The sequence below is a fragment of the Actinomadura livida genome (assembly GCF_014648675.1).
GTDB classification, from domain to species: Bacteria; Actinomycetota; Actinomycetes; order Streptosporangiales; family Streptosporangiaceae; genus Spirillospora; species Spirillospora livida.
Window position 1 is genome coordinate 725,625 of record NZ_BMRO01000001.1, and the last position, 18,315, is coordinate 743,939.

At 69.9% G+C, this 18,315-nt stretch carries 17 protein-coding genes; 7 read left to right on the top strand and 10 right to left on the bottom strand.

Annotation, left to right across the window (positions count from 1 at the left end):
- On the bottom strand, positions 1 to 690 hold the full coding sequence (locus tag IEZ03_RS03185; protein WP_184882306.1) for an ATP-binding protein: 690 nt from the start codon (positions 688 to 690) through the stop codon (positions 1 to 3).
- 275 nt (positions 691 to 965) lie between these two features.
- On the opposite strand from IEZ03_RS03185, the gene IEZ03_RS03190 reads away from it, so the two are divergent.
- Both IEZ03_RS03190 and IEZ03_RS03195 read left to right on the top strand, forming a co-directional pair.
- Entirely contained in the window at positions 966 to 1,817 is an 852-nt protein-coding gene (locus tag IEZ03_RS03190) for a helix-turn-helix domain-containing protein (RefSeq protein ID WP_184882304.1), read from the top strand.
- Positions 1,814 to 2,023 carry a DUF397 domain-containing protein gene (locus tag IEZ03_RS03195; RefSeq protein WP_184882302.1) on the top strand — a complete coding sequence of 70 codons (210 nt, stop codon included), beginning with the start codon at positions 1,814 to 1,816 and terminating at the stop codon, positions 2,021 to 2,023. Before IEZ03_RS03190 ends, IEZ03_RS03195 begins: the two co-directional genes overlap by 4 nt.
- 23 nt (positions 2,024 to 2,046) lie before the next feature.
- On the opposite strand, the gene IEZ03_RS03200 is transcribed toward IEZ03_RS03195, so the two are convergent.
- From IEZ03_RS03200 to IEZ03_RS03210, 3 genes are all read right to left on the bottom strand, one after another.
- Positions 2,047 to 2,910 carry an SDR family NAD(P)-dependent oxidoreductase gene (locus tag IEZ03_RS03200; RefSeq protein WP_184882299.1) on the bottom strand — a complete coding sequence of 288 codons (864 nt, stop codon included), beginning with the start codon at positions 2,908 to 2,910 and terminating at the stop codon, positions 2,047 to 2,049.
- Positions 2,901 to 3,881: an alpha/beta fold hydrolase gene (locus IEZ03_RS03205; RefSeq protein WP_184882297.1), complete on the bottom strand. Its 981-nt coding sequence runs from the start codon at positions 3,879 to 3,881 to the stop codon at positions 2,901 to 2,903. Before IEZ03_RS03205 ends, IEZ03_RS03200 begins: the two co-directional genes overlap by 10 nt.
- 192 nt (positions 3,882 to 4,073) lie before the next feature.
- Complete coding sequence (locus IEZ03_RS03210; RefSeq protein ID WP_184882295.1) at positions 4,074 to 4,436, bottom strand: nuclear transport factor 2 family protein; 363 nt, start codon at positions 4,434 to 4,436, stop codon at positions 4,074 to 4,076.
- 53 nt (positions 4,437 to 4,489) lie between these two features.
- Here IEZ03_RS03210 and IEZ03_RS03215 point away from each other — a divergent pair, with 53 nt between their 5' ends.
- Positions 4,490 to 5,056, top strand: a complete 567-nt coding sequence (locus IEZ03_RS03215; RefSeq protein ID WP_184882293.1) for a thioredoxin family protein — start codon at positions 4,490 to 4,492, stop codon at positions 5,054 to 5,056.
- Positions 5,057 to 5,128: 72 nt separating this feature from the next.
- Here the strand turns inward: IEZ03_RS03215 and IEZ03_RS03220 are convergent, their stop codons facing one another.
- From IEZ03_RS03220 to IEZ03_RS03230, 3 genes are all read right to left on the bottom strand, one after another.
- Positions 5,129 to 5,788, bottom strand: a complete 660-nt coding sequence (locus IEZ03_RS03220) for a response regulator (RefSeq protein WP_184882291.1) — start codon at positions 5,786 to 5,788, stop codon at positions 5,129 to 5,131.
- A gap of 16 nt (positions 5,789 to 5,804) precedes the next feature.
- Entirely contained in the window at positions 5,805 to 6,998 is a 1,194-nt protein-coding gene (locus IEZ03_RS03225; protein WP_184882289.1) for a sensor histidine kinase, read from the bottom strand.
- Positions 6,999 to 7,098: 100 nt separating this feature from the next.
- Positions 7,099 to 9,189 carry a DNA gyrase/topoisomerase IV subunit B gene (locus tag IEZ03_RS03230; protein WP_184882287.1) on the bottom strand — a complete coding sequence of 697 codons (2,091 nt, stop codon included), beginning with the start codon at positions 9,187 to 9,189 and terminating at the stop codon, positions 7,099 to 7,101.
- 225 nt (positions 9,190 to 9,414) lie between these two features.
- Here IEZ03_RS03230 and IEZ03_RS03235 point away from each other — a divergent pair, with 225 nt between their 5' ends.
- The 4 genes from IEZ03_RS03235 to IEZ03_RS03245 all read left to right on the top strand — a co-directional run bounded on the left by IEZ03_RS03235 (position 9,415) and on the right by IEZ03_RS03245 (position 12,741).
- Positions 9,415 to 10,317 (top strand): ABC transporter ATP-binding protein, encoded by a 903-nt coding sequence (locus IEZ03_RS03235; protein ID WP_184882285.1) that lies wholly within the window; start codon positions 9,415 to 9,417, stop codon positions 10,315 to 10,317.
- A complete protein-coding gene (locus tag IEZ03_RS03240; protein ID WP_184882283.1) occupies positions 10,314 to 11,387 on the top strand; it encodes an ABC transporter permease in 1,074 nt (357 codons plus the stop codon). Before IEZ03_RS03235 ends, IEZ03_RS03240 begins: the two co-directional genes overlap by 4 nt.
- 119 nt (positions 11,388 to 11,506) lie before the next feature.
- Positions 11,507 to 11,737: a DUF7455 domain-containing protein gene (locus IEZ03_RS37500; RefSeq protein ID WP_229807968.1), complete on the top strand. Its 231-nt coding sequence runs from the start codon at positions 11,507 to 11,509 to the stop codon at positions 11,735 to 11,737.
- A gap of 257 nt (positions 11,738 to 11,994) precedes the next feature.
- The gene (locus tag IEZ03_RS03245; protein WP_184882281.1) at positions 11,995 to 12,741 is read left to right on the top strand and encodes a YaaA family protein; all 747 of its coding nucleotides are present in this window, start codon (positions 11,995 to 11,997) and stop codon (positions 12,739 to 12,741) included.
- Between the two features lie 29 nt (positions 12,742 to 12,770).
- Here IEZ03_RS03245 and IEZ03_RS03250 read toward each other — a convergent pair whose 3' ends face one another.
- From IEZ03_RS03250 to IEZ03_RS03260, 3 genes are all read right to left on the bottom strand, one after another.
- On the bottom strand, positions 12,771 to 13,796 hold the full coding sequence (locus tag IEZ03_RS03250; RefSeq protein ID WP_184882279.1) for a hypothetical protein: 1,026 nt from the start codon (positions 13,794 to 13,796) through the stop codon (positions 12,771 to 12,773).
- Positions 13,797 to 13,962: 166 nt separating this feature from the next.
- Entirely contained in the window at positions 13,963 to 15,657 is a 1,695-nt protein-coding gene (locus IEZ03_RS03255; protein WP_184882277.1) for an RNA polymerase sigma factor, read from the bottom strand.
- A 251-nt stretch (positions 15,658 to 15,908) separates the two neighbouring features.
- Entirely contained in the window at positions 15,909 to 17,987 is a 2,079-nt protein-coding gene (locus tag IEZ03_RS03260) for a SpoIIE family protein phosphatase (RefSeq protein ID WP_373293516.1), read from the bottom strand.
- Between the last annotated feature and the right edge of the window lie 328 nt (positions 17,988 to 18,315).

Genomic DNA, 18,315 nt, shown 5'->3' on the forward strand with positions numbered 1-18,315 from the left:
TCATCCGCGAAGCGCGTCGAGGTCCTCATTGCACCGCACTACTTCCTCGGCGACGTCCTCGACGTCGCCGACCGGACGGCGGACGGCGCCGGCCGATGGCCGGGTGACATAGAACGTTGCGTCCCGCACCCAGATCGTGATCTCCGGCCGCACCGACAAGACGGCCATCCGCAGGCCGTCGCTCAGGTGCAGCGGCCCGATTCTCCGCGCGGCGAGCAGCCGCCGCAGTTCCCGGGCCGCCTCATGGCAGTCCCGCCGGGGCGGACACCACGGCACCCGCGCGGGCAGGGCGAAGTAGACGACCTTCCCGGACACCGGCGCCGAGCCCAGCCGAGACCGGCTGCGATGCGCTCCCCAGCGTCCTCCATGCTCCACCGCCAGGGCGTTCACCAACTCAAGCCCACGCCCGCCCACTGCGTCGACCGGAGGACGCAGGTTCTCCCCGGACGGCACGGCCCCGCACCACGACGCGGAGTCGAAGACCCGCACCACGACCTCCGTGCCCTGCCCGCGCGCGTAGATCTGCAACTCGGGCAGCCCCGCCGTGGGCGTGACCCCGAGCGCCCGCCCACCCAGCGCGTGCGCGAAAGCGTTCGTCGCCAGCTCGGAGACCATGGTCACCGCGTCTTCGACCACCTCCCCCGGCAGCAGCAGCGCGGTGAGCGCTTCCCGGACGAGCTTCCGCGCCACCCCGGCACACCGAGCCTCCGGCGGCAGCACCCAGGCGGCACACCCACCACCCCGAACCACCTCGGCCCCACACCCGGCGACCCCCACACCACCAGGCATTCTCCACACCACCACGACCACCACCATTTCCGGACGAGCCCGACATGGTCGCCGAGCGTGCTGTCTTCGATACACAACGTGGCAGTGGCCATACAAGATCGCAATAGATTCTCTAAAAGAGACTGCAGTGGTTCCTTCGCCGGACAGTTTCACCCAACGCGTGGCAAGGTGTCACCGTGAGTGAGATTCATGTCGAGGGCTACAGCCCGACGATCAAGAAGCGCGCCCTCAGCCGCAAGCTGGTCGCCGCCCGCAAGGAGATCGGCATGACGACGACGGAGGTCTGCAGGCGCCTGCGTTGGAGCGCCACCAAGCTCAACTACATCGAGAAGGCGAAGTGGATCGAGCCCAACCCCGAAGCGGTCACCGACCTGTGCGAGCTCTACGGCATAGAAGGACATGCGCGGGAGGCTCTCGCCGAACTGGCACGGCAGGCGAGGCAACGGGGCTGGTGGACGAGATACAACGACGTCTTCCAGAACGAGTTTCCAGGTTTCGAGACGGCGGCCTCAGCCGTTAGTACCTACAGCAACGTGTTCCTACCCGGCCTCCTCCAGACAGCGACATACATGGAGGCCCTCCTGCCCATCGGGGGCGTCGACGACCCTGCGGAGATCAAACGGCATGTGGACGCGCGGCTGAGGCGTCAGGAGATCTTGGACCGAATCGACGCGCCCTGCCGACTCCATGCGGTGATCGACGAGAACGCCATCACCAGGATCATCGATCCAGAAGTGCGAACCACACAACTGAACCACCTGGTCACGATGGCGGATCGAAGCAACGTGACCATCCAGCTCATTCCCACCACCGCCGGCTTGTACGCAGGAGCCGGCGAGCCGTTCACCCACCTGGGCTTCGACGACCCCGGGGAACGCGACATCGTCTTCCTGGAGACGACCGTCGACGACCGGATGCTTGAGGAGAAAGACGAACTTCGTCGCTATATGCTCAGATTTGAGCAACTGCGCGCGGTCGCGCTCTCCGCCGAGGCGAGCCGTGACCGCCTCCTGAAGGGAACCGGATGAGCCGAACGACTCGGCAAGCAGCCATCTGGCGTACGAGTAGCTATTCCCAACCCGCTGGTACCGATTGCGTCGAGGTCGCCGGGATGACCGGGTACTGCGCCGTCCGAGACTCCAAGAACCCGGTGGGCCCCGTGCTGGCGCTCACCCGTGACGAGTGGGCCACCCTCCTCAACACCATCAAGACAGGCGCACACGACTTGCGCTGATCGATCACCCGGTCCTGCGCTGGTTACTGGACGATGGCCTTGTTGAAGGTCGGCGGATCTCCCAGGGTTTCGCGGTGGGAGTGGGGGCGGGTCCCGTCGGTGTCCCGGACGTTCAGTTCTTCGCCCAGTTCGGCGCCTATGAGGACCTGGCCGCTGCGCTTCATCAGGTCCGGGTCGCGGGCCAGGGCGTCGATCAGGCGGCCGCTGAACTCCGGGGACTCGGCGGCCGCGGCGAAGGACGCGTAGCGGTCGGGGGCGCCCTCGAAGAGGGCCTTGGTCCGCTCCGTCTTCAGCAAGCCCATCCAGAGGGAAATGACGGCGACGTTGTAGGGCCTGAAGTCCACGGCCATGTCATGGGCCATTTTGTCGACCGCGGCCTTGCCGGCGCCGTAGGCGGGGCCGTGCATGTAGCAGCGGCCGCCGAATGACGAGGTGTTGACGATGAGGCCCGCGCCGTTCTTGATGAGCAGGGGCGCCGCGTAGTAGCTGGCGACGTAGGCGGAGCGCATTCCCACGTCGAACATGTCCTGGAGTGCGAGCGACTTCTCCCAGAAGGGGCCCTTGCGGGCCAGGTCCGGGTGAATGGCGAACGCATTGTTCACGAGGATGTCCAGCCCGCCGTGCTCCCGCTCCACCTGCTTGAAGAGGGCCTCGACCTGGTCGTCCCGGGAGTGGTCGCAGATCACCGGAATGCCGGTGCCGCCCCGCCGGTCGATCTCCGCCGCCGTTTCGTAGACCGTGCCGGGCAGTTCCGTCTCGCCCGCGGCCCCGGTCCGTCCCGTCACGTAGACGGTCGTCCCGGCCTCGCCCAGTGCCAGCGCGATGCCCTTGCCGGCGCCCCGGCTGGCCCCGGTGACCACCGCCACGCGGTCTTCGGTCAGGCCCATCCCGACTCCCTGCCGGTCGTCAGGAATTCCAGCATGGCCGCCGTCGTCTCGGCGGGTTTCTCCATCTGCATCATGTGCCCGGCGTTCTTTATCATCCGTACGTCGCGGACGTCCTCGTGGTGCCGCGCCAACTTGGTGAGGGGATCGCGGCCGTGCCAGCCTTCCAGGTCGGCGTCCTGCTCGCTTCCGATGAAATAGAAGGGCACCGGGTTCTTCCTTCCGGCGTACGACTTGCGGTACTCCCAGGAGAGGTCCATCGCCCGGTACCAGTTCAGGGCGCCGGTGAAGCCGCTGCGGCTGTAGGCCGCCACGTAGAACTCGAGTTCCGCCTCGGTCAACCACGGCCACGGAAGGGGCGGCGTCTCCGGCAGGGCGTCGATATAGGAGGTGCCCGGAGGCTTTCGCCAGACGTCGAGATAGTGGTAGTCGCTGGAAAGCGCGTAGAACAGCTTGCGCAGGAACTCGCCCGGCGCCGCGTCGAGATCACGGTCGGCCACGCCCGGGGCGCTGAAGTAGTGGATGTGGTTGAAGTGCCTACCGGCCTGCCGGGCGGCCAGCGTCAGCGGGGGTTCCTCGCTCGGTGTGATGAACGGATTCTCCAGCCCGATGATCGCGGCGATCCGCTCGGGATGGTGGTAGGCGAGGTCATAGGCGGCGAACAGCCCGAAATCGAGGCCGCTGAACACCGCCTTCTCCTCGCCGAGATGGTCGAGGAGGCCGACCAGGTCTCCGACGATCCGGTCGACGCCGTACTCCCGCGGTTCTGCCGGGCCGCTCGTGTCGCCCATGCCCCGCATGTCGGGCGCCACGACCCGGAAACCAGCCTCGGCGATCGGTCCGATCTGGTGGCGCCAGCTGAACCACAGGTGCGGGAAGCCGTGCAGGAGGACGACGAGCGGTCCCTGCCCCGCCTCCACGTAGTGGACGTCGAGACCGTTGATCTTCGCGTACCGATGACTCCGGTTGACCACGCCGCGGCCCCTTCCACGCTGGGCTGGGTCGAGTACGACTCTGCCGGACGTCCGCGGCGCCGGCACCGGACGTCCCGGTGAGCGGGAGGGGGCTGCGTCGCAGGACCGGCGCACCGCTCCCGCCCGGCGGCCTCGCCGCACCTGTCAGGTCACGCGCTCGCGTACGTCGCCGAGGTCGGCTGCGGCAAGCCCTCAGGTCTCGATGTCGTCCGGCCCCCAGTGGGCGTCCATGCGAACGATCTTGCCGTCGGCGTTGAAGGTCATGACGTCGATGGCGCGGATCCGCATGCCCGGGATGTCGACGGTGAAGGCCATCGCGGCCCGGTCTCCGTGGGAGCCGCGGATCGGGGCGTCGAGGGTGAGCTTGGCTCCGCCGGCGATGGCGTTGGTGTAGAACTCCTCGATCCCGGCGCGGCCGCTGATCGGCGGGTTGCCGACCGGGTCCTCGATGACGGCGTCGTCGGCGTAGAGGCCGGATATGGCCGCCGCGTCACCCGCGTTGAAGGCGTCGATGTAGGTCTGGAGGGCCTGCTTCATGTGCTCCTGAGACGGCATGGGGCGAAGCCTAGCAAGCGGTCGCTTGGTCCTCGGTGCAGGATGATGGGCGCATGGCTATCGCATCGTTCATGGTCCCGCTCGGTTCAGCGGTCCCCGCGTTCCGGCTCCCGTCCGTCGAGGGCGGCACCGTGTCGGAGGCGGACTTCGCGGACGCGTCCGCCCTGCTGGTGGTCTTCCTGTCCAACCACTGCCCGTACGTCCGGCGCATCGAGGACGCGATCGGCGTCGTCACCACGGAGTACGCCGCCAATGGGCTCGCCACCGTCGCCGTGTGCAGCAACGACGTCTCCAACTATCCGGACGACGACGCCGGCCACCTGCGTGAGCAGGCCAAGCGCGCCGGATTCCGTTTCCCGTACCTGGTGGACGAATCCCAGGAAACGGCGAAGGCGTTCAAGGCCGCCTGCACGCCGGACTTCTTCCTGTACGACCGGGAACGCAAGCTCGCCTACCGAGGCGAGTTCGACGGGGCTCGCCCCAGGAACGACGTACCGTCCGACGGCGCCTCGCTACGGGCGGCCCTGGACCTGGTGCTCGCGGGCAAGTCCGTCCCCGAGCCCCACACGCCCAGCCTCGGCTGCGGGATCAAGTGGAAGCCCGGCAACGAGCCGGTGTAATTACGCCGGCGGTAATCACACCGCTTGAACAACACCGGCCGAACAACACCGGCAGAGTTACGCCGTGGTCGTTCACCCCGCGAGGCCGTGCCTGTAGGCGTAGGTGACGGCCTGGGCCCGGTCGCGGAGGTTCGCCTTGGCGAACAGGTTGTTGATGTGCGTCTTGACCGTCGCCTCCGAGATGAACAGGTCACCGGCTATCTCGCCGTTCGAGCGCCCCTGGGCGATCAGGGTGAGCACCTCGGCCTCACGCCGGGTGAGCCCGTCGGGCAGGGCGCTCCCGGCGGGCCGGGCGGGACGCGGCTCGGTGGCGACCGCCTCGACCAGGCGGCGCTGCACGGCCGGGTCGAGTTGCGCCGCTCCCCCGCGGACCGCGTCGACGGCGCGGGCGATCTCGTCCGCGCCGGCGTCCTTGGTGAGGTAGCCGCGGGCCCCGGCGCGCAGCGCGGCGAAGATCGACTCATCGTCGGCGTAGGTGGTGAGGACGACGACCTCGACGTCCGGGTGGGCCCGCTTGATCCGGCGGGTCGCCTCCACGCCGTCCATGCGCGGCATCCGCAGGTCCATCAGGACGACGTCCGGGTTCAGTTCCGCGACCATCGCCACGGCCTGCTCGCCGTCCCCGCATGACCCGGCCACGTCGAGGCCCGGCAGCAGTTCGAGCAGCAGGACCAGGCCCTCGCGCACCACGGTCTGGTCGTCGACGACCAGGATTCTCGTCTTCTCGCTCACCGCGTCCCGTCTCCCGTCACACCGGCACCCGGAGGGACACACGGAACCCCCTGCCGTCCGGCCCGGTCATCAGGGTGCCATCGATCAGCTCGGCGCGTTCGCGCATGCCCACCAGGCCGTACCCCCCGCCGTCCGCCGCCACGACGGGCTCCGTGCCGCCGCTGTCGGTCACCTCGAGTTCGACCTTGTCGCCGAGGTAGCGCAGCGTCACGTGTGCGCGCGCGCCGGGCGCGTGTTTGCGGACGTTGGTGAGCGCCTCCTGCGCGGTGCGCACGACGGTCAGGCCCGCCTGAGGCGGCAGGTCGCGCGGATCGCCCGTCACCCGCACTTCGCAGGGGCGGCCGGTGCTCTGGTAGAACTCCTCGGCCAGTTCGGCGATGACCTCCTGCGGTTCCGGCATCTCGCCGCGCAGCGTCGCCAGGGCCCGCCTCGTCTCCTCCAGGCCCGAGCGGGCGAGGTTCCGCGCGCGCTCCACCCGTTCCAGGGCCTGCACGCGGTCACCGTCCCGGGAGAGCAGCAGCCTGGCGCCCTCCAGGTGGACGATCTGCGCCGACAGCGAATGGGCGAGGATGTCGTGGATCTCCCGTGCGATGTGCGACCGCTCGGCGAGGACGGCGTTGGCGGCCTCCGCGCGGCGCGTCGCCTCCTGCGCGACCGCGTTCTGCCGGCTGGCGACGCCGCCCGCCGTGATCCCGGCGAAGGCGGCCAGCAGCCCGAGGTCGGCGCCGTCGCGGAAGCCCTCGCCCAGCCCCCCGACCATCGCGATGGCGAGTGCGCTCACCGCCACGCCCCAGCGCAGCGGGAGCCGGATCAGCAGCGCCCACAGGGCGGCCATGCAGAAGAGCAGGCCGCGGTCGGCGGCCGGGGTGGCCGCGTACAGCGTCACCGCCGCCGCCATCGACGTCAACAGCAGGACGATCCCCATCCGCCACCGGCTGGAGCCGCGGTGCCGCCCTATCCACAGGCCGCTGCCGAGCGTCGCGAACAGGACCGCGCTGAGCAGGACGAGGGCCAGCCCGGGGCCGCGCAACGCCGGCATCGGGTCGGCGTCCGCCATGTCCCGGACGTAGACGACCAGGCCCCACGTCACCAGGAGACCCACGACGACGGCGCGGATGACCCCGTCCACGGGACGCGCCTTGCAGATCACGACGCGCCGCCGGGCGCCGGTCCCAGGGACTGCGGTCGGAGCGCTGTCGGGCGTGTCCATGGTCACCGAAGCTACGCCCGCGGCGGCCTCCGGTACATCGGCGCCGGGCTGGACTTCCGCTCTCCACCGCGGGGTGGACGCCCGCGTCCACCCCGCCGGGTCACACGTCGATGCGTTCGGCGTCGAGCTCGGAGGCGCCGGCGGTGATGAACGCGCGGCGCGGAGCCACGTCGCTGCCCATCAGCAGGTCGAAGATGTTGGCGGCTTCCTCGGCGTCCTCGATGCGGATGCGGCGCAGGATGCGGTGCCGCGGGTCCATGGTGGTCTCGGCGAGCTGGTCGGCGTCCATCTCACCGAGGCCCTTGTACCGCTGGACGGGCTCCTTCCAGCGCTGGCCCTTGCGCTCGAACTCGACCAGCTTGCGGGTGAGCTCGCCGTCGCTGTAGCAGTAGACGTACTTGTCCTGGCCCTTCTTGGGCTTGGTCAGCTCGATGCGGTGCAGCGGCGGGACGGCCGCGTACACGCGCCCTTCCTCCAGCATGGGCCGCATGTAGCGGTAGAGCAGGGTCAGCAGCAGGCAGCGGATGTGCGAGCCGTCGACGTCGGCGTCCGCCATCAGGATGATCCGCCCGTAGCGGGCCACGGTGCTGTCGAAGGTGCGTCCCGAGCCGGCCCCGATGACCTGGATGATCGCGGCGCACTCGGCGTTCTTGAGCATGTCGGCGACGGACGCCTTCTGCACGTTGAGGATCTTGCCGCGGATCGGCAGCAGCGCCTGGAACTCGGAGTCGCGGGCCAGCTTGGCGGTGCCGAGCGCCGAGTCGCCCTCGACGATGAACAGCTCGCTGCGGTCGTCGGCGGTGCGGCAGTCGACGAGCTTGGCCGGGAGCGCGGAGTTCTCCAGCGCGTTCTTGCGGCGCTGGTTGTCGCGCTGGGTGCGGGCGGCGATCCGGGTCTTCGCGGCACCGACGACCTTCTCCAGCACCGCCCGCAGCGGCTGCTTCTGGCCGCGCGGCGGGTTCTCGAAGATCTGGCGCAGCTCGCGCGTGACGACCTGGGAGACGATGCGGGTGGCCGCGGAGGTGCCGAGGACCTCCTTCGTCTGGCCCTCGAACTGGGGCTCGGGCAGCCGGACCGTCACCACGGCGGTGAGGCCCTCCAGGACGTCCTCCTTGATGACGTCCTCGTCGCCGTTCTTCAGCAGCCTGGTGGCGCGGAGCTGCTCGTTCAGCACCTTCAGCACGGCGCGGTCGAAGCCGCGCACGTGCGTGCCGCCCTTGGGGGTGGCGATCACGTTGACGAACGACTTGGTGACGGTGTCGTAGCCGGTGCCCCAGCGCAGCGCGATGTCGACCTCGAGGTCGCGTTCCACGTCGGTGGGGGTCAGGTGGCCCTGGTCGTCCAGGACGGGGACGGTCTCGGTGAAGTGCCCGCGGCCCTGGAGGCGCAGGACGTCGACGATGGGGGCGTCCTTGGCGAGGTAGGTGCAGAACTCCCCGATGCCGCCGTCGAACCGGAACGTCTCGTCGAGGATCTCCTCGCCGCGCTCGTCGCGGACGTCGATGGTGAGACCGGGGATGAGGAACGCGGTCTGGCGCATCCGGTCCAGGACGAGGCCCTGGTCGACCGTGGCCTCCTTCAGGAAGATCTGGAGGTCGGGCCAGAAGCGGACCCGGGTGCCGGTGACCTTCTTGGCGACCTTGCGGATCTGCCGGACGCCGGACTTCTTCTTGAACCGCGCGTTCGGGCGGCCGTCGTCGGCGAACTCGCCGGGCAGGCCGCGGCGGAAGCTGATCGCGTGGGTGTGGCCGTCGCGGTCGACCTCCACGTCCAGGCGGGCGGACAGCGCGTTGACCACGGAGGCGCCGACACCGTGCAGGCCGCCGGACGCCGTGTAGGAGACCCCGCCGAACTTGCCGCCCGCGTGCAGCCGGGTCATGACCAGCTCGACACCGGCGAGCCCGGTCTTGGGCTCGAGGTCGACCGGGATGCCGCGGCCGTTGTCGGCCACCTCGAAGGACCCGTCGGCGTGCATCGTCACGCTGATGTGGGTGCAGTATCCGGCGAGGGCCTCGTCGACGCAGTTGTCGACGATCTCCCACAGGCAGTGGGCGAGGCCCCGGCTGTCGGTCGACCCGACGTACATCCCGGGTCGCTTGCGCACGGCCTCCAGGCCCTCCAGCACCGACAGGTGCCGGGCGGAGTAGCCGTGCGGGTCTTCGGTTGTCGCTTCGGCGGTCGCGGCGGTCAACGTGCGTGTGCTCCTCGGGGGTAGGACGGTCGGCAGAAGGTTACCCCCGGCCGCCGACAATCCACCTGGAGGCTCGCCGCCACCGGCGCTGTGGCACGCCGGCACGGCGGACCCGGTCGACTGGCCAGGCTACCCGGCGCGGGCCCCGGCCCTCCGACTTCTAGACCTGAAGGTCCACCTTTGGGTGGGTGTGCTCCGCCTCGGCGCGCACCTATCGTCCTCCGCATGGCGCAAACGATCGAGGTCACAGGCCTACGCAAGCGATACGGGGACGTCCGGGCCGTGGACGGGGTGACGTTCGCCGTCGAGGAGGGCGAGTTCTTCGGCATCCTCGGCCCGAACGGCGCGGGGAAGACGACCGCACTGGAGATCATCGAGGGTCTGCGGGAGGCCGACGAGGGGCAGGTGTCGGTGCTCGGCATGTCGCCGTGGCCGCGCAACCCGGGGCTGCTGCCCCGGATCGGGGTCCAGCTGCAGTCGTCGTCGTTCTTCGAGCGGCTGACGGCGCGCGAGCAGCTGCGGACGTTCGGCTCGCTCTACGGCGTCCCCGCGGGGAAGAGCGACGCGATGCTGGAGCTGGTCGGGCTGGACGGGAAGGCCGACGTCCCGGTCGAGAAGCTCTCGGGCGGGCAGGCGCAGCGCCTGTCCATCGCCTGCGCGCTCGTGCACGACCCGGAGATCGTGTTCCTGGACGAGCCCACCGCCGCCCTGGACCCGCAGGCCCGCCGCAACCTCTGGGACGTCCTGCGGGAGATCAGCACAGGGGGCCGCACGGTCGTCCTGACCACGCACTACATGGACGAGGCGGAGATCCTCTGCGACCGCGTGGCCATCATGGACGCGGGCCGGATCCTGCGGCTCGGCCCGCCGGCCGTACTGGTCCGCGGCCTGGACGCACCGGCCAGGATCAGCGTGGCCAGCGGCGTCCTCACGGCCGAGGACGCGCGGCTCCTCCCCGGAGCGGACGAGACCGGCGACGACGGCGTCTCGCTGACCATCTCCACCCGCGACCCGTCGGCGGTGGTCGCGGCCATGGCGGCCAAGGACGCGCTCGACGGGGTCCAGATCCGCGGCGCCACGCTGGAGGACGTCTTCCTAGAGGTCACCGGACGGGAGTACAGGGCATGAGCGCGTACCAGAGCTTCAAGAGCCTTTCCCGTGCGATGTACCTCGGTTTCCGGCGGGACAGGTCCGCGCTGTTCTTCACCGTCCTGTTCCCCCTGATGTTCCTGGTCATCTTCGGCGGGATCTTCAGCGGCCAGTCCACGCCCAAGGTGGAGGTGCTGAAGATCGGCCAGGCGCCGGTGCTGGAGCAGGCGCTCGCCCAGGGCGGCGACGAGCTCGGCAAGGTCCTCACGGTCACTGCGGCGTCCGACCGCGCCGACGCGCTCCGCCAGGTGGCGAAGGGCGATGTGGCGGGCGCCGTGGAGCAGCGCGGCGACCGGCTGGTCGTGCATTACTCCGCGGCCGACCAGGTCACGGCCGGGACGGTGCGCGGGCTGATGAACTCGATCATCCAGGCGGCGAACCAGGCCGCCACCGGGCAGCCGCCCGCCTACACGCTCGCCATCCAGCAGGTGGAGGACGACTCACTCAAGGCCATCCAGTTCTTCACCCCCGGCCTGCTGGGCTGGGCCCTGGCTTCGGCGGCCGTCTTCGGCGCATCCCAGACGCTCGTGACATGGCGGACCAAGGGACTCCTGCGCCGCCTCCAGCTCTCCCCTGCCCCGATACCAACCGTGTTCGCCGCGCGTGTCGCGGTCAGTCTCGCCATCGCCCTCGTGCAGTTCGCGCTGTTCGTGCTGGTGGCGCGGCTCCCGATGTTCGGACTGCAGCTTGAGGGCGCCTGGTGGATGGCCATACCGCTGCTGACCGCGGGCGTGCTCGCCTTCCTGTCGATAGGGATGCTCGTCGGGGCGTGGGCGAAGACCCAGGAGACGGCCAACGCGGTGACGCAGCTGATCGTCTTGCCCATGGCGTTCCTGGGCGGTTCGTTCTTCCCCTTGGACCAGGCCCCGGGCTGGATGCAGACGATGTCGCACATCTTCCCGCTGCGCTATCTGAACGAAGGGATGCTCAATGTGATGAGCCGCGGTCTCGGGCCGGGGTCCGTCCTCCCCCAAATCGGCATCCTGCTGGGCGTCGCGGTGGCCGGTTCACTGATCGCCGTACGCCTGTTCAGATGGGAGGCGCATTGATGTGACCTCGATCACTAATTGGCCCATTCTGCTGTGGGCGTACGAACAAGCAGGTTGGGAACGTTCACGTCGGGTTAGATGTTCTCCTAAGTACCGACCCCGAGCATGAGGAAGGTGCCGTGACTGGAGCCCTTGCCCCAACCAAGCCGCTGACCGTCGCCGACCGATGCGACCGCTGCGGCGCCCAGGCCTACGTCCGTGCGGTCCTTGTAGGCGGCGGCGACCTTCTGTTCTGCGCCCACCACGGTCGCAAGTACGCAGAGGCTCTCCGTTCCAACGGGGCCGACATTCAGGACGAGACAGACCGGCTCACCGAAACATCGGCCACCACTCCAGCCGAAGAGCGGTAGATCCCCATATAGCAGGAGCCATGAACGGCGGCCATCGGAGACGGTGGCCGCCGTTCGCCATTCCGGATAACTCCAGTGAGTCACGATGTGACTACTCTGTGCTTACAATCCGTGACGGGGATCACGCATTCCACGCGACTCTCACTCCGAAGTGACATTCTTCACCCGGGCATGATGGTCGCTGACCTGCACAAGTACCGGTCACCTCGGCTGCGCCCGTACCACCGTCCTGGAACACCACTGCCCTCGGGAGGATCGTGCACATCCTGCTGCCACCGTCGGAGAAGAAGGCCGCCGATGGGGACGGCCCTCCCGTGGACCTGGCGTCACTGAGCTTCCCGGGCCTCAACCCGCTGCGTGAGCGCCTTCTGGCGGCGCTGAGCGACGTGAGCCGGCGCGCCGACGCGCCGGGCATCCTCAAGCTGCCGGCGGGGCAGGCCGAGGAGGCGCTGGCCCGCAACAGGACGCTGCGCGAGGCCGCGACGCTGCCGGTCGCGCGGCTGTACACCGGCGTCCTCTACGACAACCTGGACCTCGCCGACCTGGATGCCGCGTCCGCCGCCGAGCAGGTCATCGTCTTCTCGGGCCTGTGGGGAGCGCTGAGGCTCACCGACCGCGTCCCGGCATACCGGCTGGCCATGGCGGTGTCCCTGCCCGCTGCGGGCCGCCTGGGCGCGCTGTGGCGCCCGGCGATGCGCGAGGCGCTGCGGCTGGACGACGGCGGCTTGATCGTCGACATGCGCTCCGGGCCGTACGCGTCCGTCTGGAAGGCGCCCCGGCCGGCGGTGGCGGTGCGGGTGTTCCGGGAACGGCTCGCCGGCGGCGGGACGCAGCGGACCGTGGTGAGCCACATGGCCAAGGCGACCCGTGGGCGGATCGCGCACGACCTGCTCAAGGCGGGCGCGGCACCGCGCACCCCCGAAGAGCTGCTGAAGGCCGTCGCCGACCTCGGGCACACCGCGGAACTGAACGGCGCGAACCTCGACGTCATCCTGAACGACTGAACGGGACTCCCAGCCCCGCCCCGCAGAACTCAGGCCGTGCCGACGTTCAGGTGCCGGCATGCCTTGACGAACTGGTTCACCTCGTCGCCGCCCAGGTACGTCCAGGGAAGGCTGCTCGGCCGCCCCCGCGTCCGGAGCAGATGCTGCCGCGCCAGACGCCGCGCGTCGGCGAGATGGAACGCGGCACCGAAGAGGTTGTGCGCCTCGATCGTCCGGGGATGGAGACGGTGCCCCTCGAACCAGCCCCGCGCCGCGGCCTCCACCTCCCGGCGCTCCTCCGGAGAGAACCACGAGGACGCCCCACGGATCACGCCCGAACGCTCCTGCACGAAGTACTCGAAGTAGGCGAGCGGGATCAGGGCGGCCCTGGGATCCTCTCGGGAGGCCCTGCTCGCGGCCGTCCGGGCGAAGCCGAACATCTCGTCCGTCATGCCTCCCCACTGGGGGGACAGGCTCACGACCCGCGCCACATGCGCCCCGTATAGGGTGGGGCACCTGCCGCTCGCCTGCAGCCACAGCGCGTCCTTCTCCTCCCGGTCGAGGCCCAGGCCCAGCGCGTACCAGAGCATCGCCTCCCACGGGACGGGATCGTCCGGCCACAACGACGCCGCCCGCATCAGCGGTTCGCGGGCGGACTGCATCGACTTCGTGTACGTGGTGTAACTCTTCGCCTGCACGGCCCGCGCACGCGCCTCCGGACGGATCCGCCACGCCTCCTCCACCCGCGTCCGGCCGAGCCACAGCCAGAGGTCGGGATTGGACGGATCCTCGGCGACGAGCGCCTCGACGTCCCGGCTGAAGCCCACCGCGGCCCTCGACAGCGCCTCGACACGGACCGACCGCACCTCCGGGTCAACGCGGCTCACGGCGAGCGCGTGCGCTCCGACGCGCAGGAGGCGGCGGTCCCGGACGGCGTCGACCGCCCAGTCCAGATCAGGATCACGCCACGGGCGGCCGCCCAGCACCCGCAGCTGACGTGCACGGACCAAGGAGGCCCCCACCCCGCTCTGCTCCACCGAACGTCCGGGGGCCCGGTCGAGCTCTGTCAATCCCATGCGCGCGACAATAGGAAGACGCAAGACGGCGCACGCTACCGCGATGTTAAAAGGCCGTTACACGGCGACGACCGGCGCACGGGGGACGCGCCGGAAGGAGAGTGTCCGCGGACACGGCAAGGGCCCCGTCCCGGTCCGGGACGAGGCCCCCCGCTCAGAACTCCGGTCAGTCGAGGTAGTCGCGCAGCACCTGGGACCGGGACGGGTGACGCAGCTTCGACATGGTCTTGGACTCGATCTGGCGGATGCGCTCGCGCGTCACCCCGTAGACCTTGCCGATCTCGTCCAGCGTCTTCGGCTGGCCGTCGGTGAGGCCGAACCGCATCGAGACCACGCCCGCCTCACGCTCGCTGAGCGTGTCGAGGACGGAGTGGAGCTGCTCCTGGAGGAGGGTGAAGCTGACCGCGTCCGCCGGGACGATGGCCTCGGAGTCCTCGATGAGGTCGCCGAACTCGCTGTCGCCGTCCTCGCCCAGCGGGGTGTGCAGCGAGATGGGCTCGCGGCCGTACTTCTGGACCTCGACGACCTTCTCCGGGGTCATGTCGAGTTCCTTGGCCAGCTCCTCCGGAGTGGGCTCGCGGCCCAGGTCCTGGAGCATCTGCCGCTGCACGCGCGCCAGCTTGTTGATGACCTCGACCATGTGCACCGGGATGCGGATGGTGCGGGCCTGGTCGGCCATCGCGCGGGTGATCGCCTGCCGGATCCACCAGGTGGCGTACGTGGAGAACTTGTAGCCCTTGGTGTAGTCGAACTTCTCGACCGCGCGGATCAGGCCCAGGTTGCCCTCCTGGATCAGGTCCAGGAACAGCATCCCGCGGCCGGTGTAGCGCTTGGCCAGCGACACGACCAGCCGGAGGTTGGCCTCCAGCAGGTGGTTCTTGGCGCGGCGGCCGTCCTCGGCGATCCACTCGAAGTCCTCGGTGTCCTCGGGGGACATCGCGGGGCCGTCGGCGGCGAGCCGCTCCTCGGCGAAGAGACCCGCCTCGATGCGCTTGGCGAGCTCCACCTCCTGCTCGGCGTTCAGCAGGGGGACCTTGCCGATCTGCTTGAGGTAGTCCTTGACGGGGTCGGCGGTGGCGCCGGCCGCGGCGATCTGCTGCGCGGGCGCGTCCTCGTCGTCGTCACCGAGGGTGAAGCCCTCCTCCTCGGAGGACGGGGTGCCCTCGGCGGCCTGCTTGCCGGCGGGGACGGCCTTGGCCGCGGGCGCGGCCGGGGCCTCCTCGGCCTCGGGCGCCTCCTCGACCTCGGGGGCCGCGTCGTCCTCGAGCTCGACGTCGAGGACCGCCAGGTCCTCGTCGAGCTCGACGTCGACCTCGTCCTCGACCTCGGGGTCGTCGGCCGCCTTCTTGACGGCCTTGACGGGCTTGACCGGCGCCGCCTTCGCCGCCGGGCCCGCGGCCTTCTTGGCGGGCGCGGCCTTCTTGGCCTTGGCGCCCCTCGCGGGCGCGGCCTTCTTCGGCGCGGCGGGCTTGGCGGCCGGGCGCGGCGCGGCGGCGGCCTCCTCCGGGACGACCTCGGGAGCCGCGGAAGGGGCCGCGTCGTCGCCGACGACGGCGGTCACCGTGTCGGGCTGCTCCTTGGCCGCCGCGGCGGTCCTGGGCCTGCGCGCCGGCGGCGTCCCGCGCTTGCGCGGACGCTTGGGCGCCGCGGAGTCGGCAGCGCTCACCATGACGGTCACACCCTCCTTGCTGAGGCTCCGCAGAATGCTGGAGGCCTTCGACACGGGGATGTCGGCCTCCTCGAACGTACGGCGTACGTCGTCGGCTTCGAGGTAACCCTGGGACCGTCCACGCTCGATCAGTTGCGCGATGACGTGATCGTGCAGATCTGACGCTTTCGAGGTCGAGCTAGCAGGCGACACAAATACCTCTCGAACGAACGTGTGGCTTGGTTGACCCAAGTGCCCTGACGGGCCCGGCCTCACACTGGGTGGGACCACACACAGAGCGGACCTCCCGGTGCGGGACCGCAGCGTACCCGCTCTCGCTGGGTCAAGCATTCTGGCACTGCTGCGCATTCCGCCTGTGAAGTCCTACCCCGTAACTCTCCACCTTAGAGGGCGCGGGATGGTCCTTCGTACGTGCCGGGCCGTCTTCACGCGGCCGGCGGCCTTCACACGGGTTCTGGCGGGACGTGCAGGGCAAGCACGGTCACATCGTCTACCTGCTCGTAGCCGGCAAGCATCCGATCGACCAGGAAGTCGACGAGTCTCTCGGGATCTCCTACCACTTCAGGTGGGGCGTCCGCCGCGACGGCGACGAGCTCCTCCAGCCCGGCGTCCACCCCACGCCTACGGTTCTCCACAAGTCCATCGGAATAGAACACCACAGTGTTGCCGGTCTCGATGGAAAAACTTGTCTGCTGTCGCTGGCTCGGCCAGCCGAGGGGCGTCCCCGGCTCGACCGTGCTGACGCGCGCGGGCGTGTCCGGCGAGATCAGCAGGGGTGGCGGGTGCCCCGCGTTGCTGAACGCGCCCTGCCCGGTCTCCGGGTCGATGACCGCGTACGCGACCGTGGTGAACTGCTCCTCGTCCTCGGTGGCGCTGAACAGCCGGTCCAGGCCGGCCAGGACCGCGGCGGGGCGCGGATCGTTCAGCGCGAGGGCGCGCAGGGCGTTGCGGACGCGGCCCATTCCGGCCGCCGCGAGGACGCCCTTGCCCATGACGTCCCCGGCGGCCACGGCGAGCCTGTCGTCGGGCAGCCGGAACACGTCGTACCAGTCACCGCCGACCTGGACGTGCCGCGTAGCGGGGTTGTAGCGGGCCGCCAGCACCATGCCCGGCAGCTGCGGAAGGTCGCTCGGCAGGAGGCTGCGCTGGAGTTCCTCCGCGGTCCGGTGCTCGCGCTCGAACAGCAGCGCCCGTTCGACCGCCAGGGCGCACTGCCCGGCGAGCGCTTCCAGGAAGACCCGTTCCTCCTCGGTGATCTCCCTAGGGCGGGTGAACGAGAAACGGAGCGCGCCGATGGGGGCGCCGGCCGCCAGTAGCGGCAGGCCCACCCAGGCACGCTCTTCGGTGTGCTGGGCGAACAGGTCCTTCTCGCCGTGGCCGAGCTGCAGGCGAAGGCTGTCGGGATGCTCGGCCAGGAACGGCCGGCTCTCACGCACCGCGACCGACATCACGGTTTGGTCACTGACCTTGATCTCGTCCCGGGAGACGGGACCGGTCTCGCCATCCGCGCCCGGCTGGGACGGCGCCACCACGCTGAGGCGGAGCTTGTCGTCGTCCAGCAGCGCCACGGCTGAGTAGTCGGCGCCGATGGCCGACCGCCCCACCTCGGTGATGACCTGGACGACCTGGGACACGGTCAGGGCCTCGGCCAGCATGGAGGTGGCCTGCTGGAGGCGCGCCGTGCGCAGCGCCGCCGCCGACAGCTGCTCGGTCAGCCGGCCGCGCATCTCCTCGGCCTCGCGCTGCCCGGTCACGTCGGTGTTGGCGCCGACCCATTCGATCACCGCGTCGCCCTGCCAGATGGGCACGGCCCTCACGTCGAAGTGCCGGAAGGTTCCGCTCTTGGTGCGGATCCGGTAGTTGGTCTCGAAGACCCGGTTCTCCTGGACGCAGTCGCGCCACGCGGCCTCGATCCGCGGCCGGTCCTCGGGATGGACCACCGCCAGCCAGCCGCCCTCCGCGTAGTCGTCCGGCGCCTGCCCGGTGATCGCCCGCCATTCGGGTGCGTCGTCGATCACCCCGCCCGCCGGGGCGGCGACCCACACGACCTGGGCGCTGGCCTCCACGAGCGAGCGGTAACGCTGCTCCTTGCGGCGGATGACCTCCTCGGCCCTGCGCCGCTCCGTGACGTCCTGCGCGGTCAGGACGACGCCCACGGGCTCACCGTCGGCGTCCTTGGCCGGCAGCCACGTGCAGGCCAGAATCCGCTCATCGCCTTCTGGGGCCACGTCCGTGGTCTCCTCGGGCGCCGCGTCCTGGGCGGCCGGAACGACCAGATCGGAGTCGTTCAGCGAGCGGTCCTCGGCGATCACCTTGCGGAGGGCCGTCTCGAACGCCGTCGCCAACGCCCCGGAAAGCGCCTCGGACGGCCTGCGCTCCTGCAGATCGCGCACGGGGACGCCCAAGAGCTCGGCCAGTGCGTCGTTGGCGCGGCGGCAGCGCAGCTCACGGTCGAAGAACGCGAGCCCGCCCGGGGCTTCGGTCAGCAATGTCGCGTACAGCGCGGCGTCCGACGCATCCATGGGCCGCCCCTCCACCCCAGAGACCCGAGGATGGGGAACGGACGTCTCGGTGCTCATGGACAACACCTCCGCCCCAGAGGGTCCCGTACCGCGCGGCAAGTTTTCATCACTATGAGTGAATGGGAGCAGGCTAGCGCTCCCGCCTCCATCACAACACCGGTCGAAGTCAGGTACTCATCATCCCGATGGTTCGCCGAGTACGGAACCCCTGCTGAACATCCTCGTTCCCTTGGGTCCCAGACGAACGCGTCGGTTTCGGACACCGTCCCGGAGGCCGCGAAGACGGCCCGCCGGAGACGGCGAGTAGGAGATGTTACGGCTCCCGCAC

Coding starts and splice junctions, on each gene's coding strand:
- IEZ03_RS03260 (WP_373293516.1), bottom strand. CDS start 17,987: ATGGATGCGTCGGACGCCGCGCTGTACGCGACATTGCTGACCGAAGCC.
- IEZ03_RS03225 (WP_184882289.1), bottom strand. CDS start 6,998: ATGGACACGCCCGACAGCGCTCCGACCGCAGTCCCTGGGACCGGCGCC.
- IEZ03_RS03215 (WP_184882293.1), top strand. CDS start 4,490: ATGGCTATCGCATCGTTCATGGTCCCGCTCGGTTCAGCGGTCCCCGCG.
- IEZ03_RS03235 (WP_184882285.1), top strand. CDS start 9,415: ATGGCGCAAACGATCGAGGTCACAGGCCTACGCAAGCGATACGGGGAC.
- IEZ03_RS03195 (WP_184882302.1), top strand. CDS start 1,814: ATGAGCCGAACGACTCGGCAAGCAGCCATCTGGCGTACGAGTAGCTAT.
- IEZ03_RS03250 (WP_184882279.1), bottom strand. CDS start 13,796: ATGGGATTGACAGAGCTCGACCGGGCCCCCGGACGTTCGGTGGAGCAG.
- IEZ03_RS03200 (WP_184882299.1), bottom strand. CDS start 2,910: ATGGGCCTGACCGAAGACCGCGTGGCGGTGGTCACCGGGGCCAGCCGG.
- IEZ03_RS03240 (WP_184882283.1), top strand. CDS start 10,314: ATGAGCGCGTACCAGAGCTTCAAGAGCCTTTCCCGTGCGATGTACCTC.
- IEZ03_RS03210 (WP_184882295.1), bottom strand. CDS start 4,436: ATGCCGTCTCAGGAGCACATGAAGCAGGCCCTCCAGACCTACATCGAC.